Raw genomic sequence first — 3966 nt, 5'->3', positions numbered from 1 at the left:
TTGCTAAGGATATTACACCATAGCGACCACCTCCCATAAAAAAAGAGCGCCACCGCCTTAACTTCTCTACCCTTTAATTATAGCATAAAAAGTGCTTTAAACCTTGATAAATTATAGTTTAGAGCACTTTTTAAATGTTTAATACAAAGACAATAAATTAAATACTTACCTTTGGTTTTAATTTGGAGAGGAAAGAAACGGTTGATACCTTTTATCTGCAAAACTGTTAAACTACAAAAAGACACTCATAAGTGAGTGCTTTTTTAGCTACTGAATAAATCACAAATTCATAATTATTCCCATGGTCTAAACATTATTCTTTTTCTGTTTTATAATGGAAATGAAACCGTCATCATACATACCTGCGGTTTTAATTTTAAAAGAAAGGAATAAGTTAATGCAATCAAGAAATAAACATCGCAGTTTAGTGCTTTCTTCCACTTTTGTGGGGTTGGTCTGTGGGTTAGTTTTAACCCACCAACAAGCCTATGCTGCGCAGACACCATCAGTAAGTAATCAGGAGAGTCAGATTACAGCTGTAGCTGCACCAAATAACAATTTAAATAAAACAGCTGCAGTTAATCAAGACTATTCTGCTGAAAATATGGCTAATTCTGCAGCCAGTGGCCATGTTACTCCTAGTACTTATAGCAGTTCAGAAACAACCACAAATTCTAAGCAGCAGCCAGCTAATTCAGATGCAACAGCTGCTGCTCCAACACCTAATACTGGTGCAACAGGGCCAGTAGATAATGGGACTGCTACTTCAACTAATCCAGGAAATAATAATTCAACTACCCCTGCTACCAATTCTCCTACTCAGGATACCGGTAATTCTGCAACTACCCCAACTGCTAGTGCTGATAATCAAACTAATGATAATTCCAACACTACAGCAGCATCATCTGAGCAACCGGAGATTAATATCATAGCTCAAGGAACCTGGGGTACCAGTAAGTGGGACTACACTCAGGAAGGTGCAGATTATATTCTGCATCTGCATGCGGGAACTTTAGGAACTCCAGTAGAATGTCATGACTTGTATGAAACTTGGTATGCAGGTATTGGCAGTTTAAATGCAGCTTTTAATAATCAGTTAACACAAATTGTGATTGATCCAGGGGTAATTGCCAATCGGGATTCCCAGGGTTTATTTAGCCATTTAAGAAATTTAAAGACCATTAAAGGTTTAGAAAACTTGGATACCTCCCAGGTCACGGATATGTCTCATATGTTTCATAATTGCATGGAGTTAACTAGTTTGTATGTCAGTCATTTTGATACCTCGCAGGTTACTAATATGTCTTGGATGTTTGAAGGCTGTTGGGGGTTAACCAATCTGGATGTCAGTCATTTTGATACCTCGCAGGTTACTAATATGTCTTGGATGTTTGAATCGTGTATATATTTAACCAATCTGGATGTCAGTCATTTTGATACCTCACGGGTCACCAATATGCATTTGATGTTTCAATCCTGCCCGAGTTTAACTAGCCTGGATGTCAGTCATTTTGATACCTCCCAGGTCACGAATATGTCTAGTATGTTTTGGAACTGTTATGGGTTAACGAGTCTAGATGTCAGTCATTTTAACACCTCAAAAGTCACGGATATGTATGAGATGTTTGCAGACTGTAAGAATTTAACTAGCTTAGATCTTAGCAGTTTTGATACTTCCCAGGTCACAGATATGTCTGGGATGTTAGCTGGCTGTATCAACTTACATCATTTAGTATTGGGGCCCAAAACTAAATTAATTGACCTAAATAATTATAATTCTAAACTACCAGTAGTGCCAGCAACCGGTACTAAAATTCCTGGGACTGATAAAGTAGTCACAGCACCTTATTGGGTGGCTACCAGTGGCTATCAACAAGGGAAGCGCTATACTTCAGCCGAGTTAGAGCAGCTAACCGGTCGGGATCAGATGACGACCTATGATTGGGATAGTCAGGTACATTATCAAGAGACAATAGAATCTAAGTTAGTTACTCGAACTATTAATGTCCATTATCCTGATGGCCAAATGAAAATCTTTCAGGATACCGTTCATCTCAGTCGAAAAATTAAAGTTAAAGCTGACGGTTCAAAAGTCTATGGTGACTGGTCTCAAGATCAATGGAAATCTTATGATGCTCCACAAATTGCGGGTTATCAAGCCAATCAGTCGAAGATTCCAGCTCAAACTGTAGATAGTAATACCACCGATACGACTATTGATATTTTATATGAACCTCTTGCACAAACAATTGTGATTCAGTATCTGGATCAAGGTCAAGTAGTGGGCACCCAAAAGCTGGTAGGTTACACCGGGGAAACCTTAATTCCTAATTATCATGCCCCGCAAGGCTATGAAATTACTTCTTCGCCGCAACCAAATATCACAGTAGATGCAACTGGAAAACAAATTATTCAAGTTAATGTTAGTCATAAATTCACTCAAAGTAGTGAAACCTTAACTAAGACGCGGACCGTTATTATTCATTTACCTAATTCTACAACAAAAACTTACCAACAGGTAGCATTTGTGAAACGTATGGTTTCTGTTGATCAGGTCACAGGTTCGAAGACCTATGGGCCATGGCATAATAATAGTTGGGATGCAATGGAGATTCCAATTATAGAGGGCTATACAGCCAATCAAAACAGTATTGCCGCTCAAGAAGTTACAGCCGAGACGGAGAATGAAACCATTGATATCTTTTATGTTCAAAACTGATAAACTATAAAAAGCACTCCTAAGTGGGGGTTTTTTTATATGCTCAATGTATACAAATAACTAAAGGACAGAGCTAAAGTGTTTTTAGTTAGGCGTGTTAAAAGCTGGTTAGATTTTTTGAGAGCTTTAAGAAGTTTTTATATTCAAAGACAAATAAATTTTAATGATTGGGCAAAATGAAACTTAAATTTAGGATTATTTCAAAGAACATTGTTAGTGATTAAAACCAGAGTGAAAAGCTGTTGCTTGGGTTGTTACTGCTAATCGTGTTATAATAAAGACATAAAAAGAGCCGGTGTGCTACCACCAGCCCTTCTATGTAGAGCCGTTGAAGACGGTGACGCAGTTTGGATTATTTAATAACCGCTACTGGGCAAAGTATAGGCGGTTATTTTTTTTTGCTTATCTTAATAAGCTCAACAACTAAAGCTATCAGCTCAATGGTAAAAGTACCAAAGGCCAGCATTAGTTGCAACGCATCCTTAACGGACACGAGGCTGCTCCTTTCTTTAGAATAGTAATTGCTAAGGATATTACACCATAGCGACCACCTCCCATAAAAAAGAGCGCCACCGCCTTAACTTCTCTACCCTTTAATTATAGCATAAAAAGTGCTTTAAACCTTGATAAACTAGAGTTTAGAGCATTTTTTTATATATTATTTATAGTTTAATAACTAGGTCAAACACCAGCGCGCCAGTAGCAAAGTTTATTAAAAGCGAATATCCGCCCTTTTAAGAGCTCTACAAGGTATTTAGGTATATTTATATTCAAAGACAAATAAAAGATTATAGCGGGGCTAAAATAAGGCATGTATAAATTCTTATCTGGATAAAATCCTAGCCAGCTGTTTGTCTGACTGTATGAAATAAAATGTAATAAAATATCCAATTTACATAATCAAGTAGAGCATAATTTCATAAATTATGAAAATAGACAGTCTTAAATTCACAATACACGAACATAACACAGGCGAATTATAAAGTTTGTTAGTGCCTAGTTCCTTATGACATCAAACATAGCTAAGAGAACCAGCAAGCCATACTTGCATAAATTAGATTGTGAACTGGTGGGGCTGATCTGCTGAACCACTGGAAAGAGAGAAGAAAACAGACGGCTTATTTTGCATAGACCATAGGACGGAAGGGGTGGCGTTCCAAAGTGGGATTATTGGGATAAATAAGGGGCGATACTGTTCCAGAATGATATGGAAGATAAAAGTCCTATGGGCTATAGCCCATAGGACT

At 37.5% G+C, this 3966-nt stretch carries 2 protein-coding genes; one reads left to right on the top strand and one right to left on the bottom strand.

The features are described 5' to 3' along the window. Window positions 1-397 precede the first annotated feature (397 nt). Window positions 398-2719, top strand: a complete 2322-nt coding sequence (locus JG29_RS08605) for a BspA family leucine-rich repeat surface protein (RefSeq protein ID WP_052696350.1) — start codon at window positions 398-400, stop codon at window positions 2717-2719. A 388-nt stretch (window positions 2720-3107) separates the two neighbouring features. On the opposite strand, the gene JG29_RS08995 is transcribed toward JG29_RS08605, so the two are convergent. Then, window positions 3108-3185, bottom strand: coding sequence for a putative holin-like toxin (locus JG29_RS08995; protein WP_198176531.1), 78 nt, complete (start codon window positions 3183-3185; stop codon window positions 3108-3110). Window positions 3186-3966: the final 781 nt, after the last annotated feature.

Origin of the sequence: Bombilactobacillus mellis (assembly GCF_000967245.1) — a bacterium.
Classification (GTDB): domain Bacteria; phylum Bacillota; class Bacilli; order Lactobacillales; family Lactobacillaceae; genus Bombilactobacillus; species Bombilactobacillus mellis.
Note: the sequence above shows the minus strand (reverse complement) of the source record. Positions and strands in the feature narration are given on the sequence as shown.